Origin of the sequence: Halomonas sp. GFAJ-1 (assembly GCF_000236625.2) — a bacterium.
In the GTDB taxonomy this organism is placed as follows: domain Bacteria; phylum Pseudomonadota; class Gammaproteobacteria; order Pseudomonadales; family Halomonadaceae; genus Vreelandella.
In genome coordinates, this window is record NZ_AHBC01000075.1 from 1 (window position 1) to 1,467 (window position 1,467).

Below are 1,467 nucleotides of genomic sequence, written 5' to 3' on the forward strand. Positions count from 1 at the left end.
GGTCTGCCCATGGTTTGAGGGGGAGCCACGATATCTTCGATCTGTGCCCAGCCGTCATCAGAAATCTCGTAACGTCCGACCATTGTTTTCCCCTATGCTGCTTTTGCATAGGTAAAGTTAGCAGATAAGGCTTTTCGTACAAAACCTAGGCACCTTGATGCCGTGCGTCTTACGCAGCGTAATAGAGAGCTCTTTTAACTGTCGATAGACGCGCTCTTTCGCATCCACAGCCACAGGACAGTGCATCAGGCTATGGCTAATAAGCTCAAACAACGCTCCTCTGACCAAATCAGATTCGTGAGCATCTGTGATGCCTACCGAGATGAAGGCTTCTGGATCCAGCAATGCACTTACAGCATGAAACGCGCGAAAACCACTGACTACTTCGTAATGCCGCGAAACCTTTTGCACCGAAACCGGGTGGAAGATAAGTAAGGTATTGGCTAATTCAACATCCAACCATGACGACACGGGCAACTGATTGGCAACATCAATATTGACCCGTTCGATCTCACCGAGCGCCCCGGAAGGGGATTTGATCTTTCGATAGTGGCAACCTTGTCACAACATTCCTCGTTGAACTCGTCCTTGGCGATGCTCTTTCCAGCAAGAGTCCCTAAATTTTCAGCGCACCTATTTCGACTCTCTGCGAAGAAGTGTTAGTTGGTGAACAGCTCATCAAGTGAATTGGCGGTAACCACCTAGTGACCCAGGTATTCATTTGCGCCCAGTTTTAAGGTTCTCAGCCAACATATTTTTTACCCCCACAGGCTTAGAACAAAGTCAGTGCTTTACCTCGGCACGTAGCGTATCTACGTCCTCAACAGATAAGTCTGTAATCTCAGCAATCGCTTGATCATCCATTTCAGTCCGGGCGATCAGTTTGCGCGCTGCATGTCGCTTGCTGTCCAAAACACGCTGATCAGCTTCCTTCTTCAAACGCTGCTCCGTTTCTTGACGCCCTACTTGGCGCTCTTTCTGAGCCCAGTTTTCAAGATTCTCTGCCAGCATATCTTTATCCTCCACCAAACTGTTGAGCTGATCCAGATTGACCTCAGCCCCAAGCCGCTGCAAATGGCGCTTAAGCCATCGGGTGATAATTTTATCAATCCGATCTTTGTGGGGATCAGCCTGAATGATGGCCACAACCCGATCCACAGCCTGCTGAAGCCCCTGACGATCTTTGGAAGCTTTCTCGATACTAAACACCCCGCTCAGCGGTGTTTGCACCAAACCTAACTCTTCGTCAGTATAGCGCGCCTCGTCCACTAGGTAGTAGCGCAGGTGTGGCTGATAAGCGCGAAGGAAGCCCCGCGGCTCAGGGGTATGAATCGCCCCGGATATTCTAGACACCCGTTAGGCTCTTAAAGTAACGCCTTTCATACTCAACCGGTGACAAGTTATCACTTGTGCCGTGTCGGCGCTTTGGGTTGTAAAACATTTCAATATAATTGAACACGTCACATC

3 protein-coding genes are annotated in these 1,467 nt (G+C 49.4%); all 3 read right to left on the reverse strand.

The features are described from left to right. Positions 1-117: 117 nt before the first annotated feature. Positions 118-471: a hypothetical protein gene (locus MOY_RS16315; protein WP_009102038.1), complete on the reverse strand. Its 354-nt coding sequence runs from the start codon at positions 469-471 to the stop codon at positions 118-120. Positions 472-783: 312 nt separating this feature from the next. Next, positions 784-1,353 carry a hypothetical protein gene (locus tag MOY_RS16320; protein WP_009102041.1) on the reverse strand — a complete coding sequence of 190 codons (570 nt, stop codon included), beginning with the start codon at positions 1,351-1,353 and terminating at the stop codon, positions 784-786. Further along, on the reverse strand, positions 1,346-1,467 hold a 122-nt coding region (locus MOY_RS17090), incomplete at its 5' end, for an IS3 family transposase (RefSeq protein WP_139029333.1). The genes MOY_RS16320 and MOY_RS17090, both read right to left, overlap by 8 nt.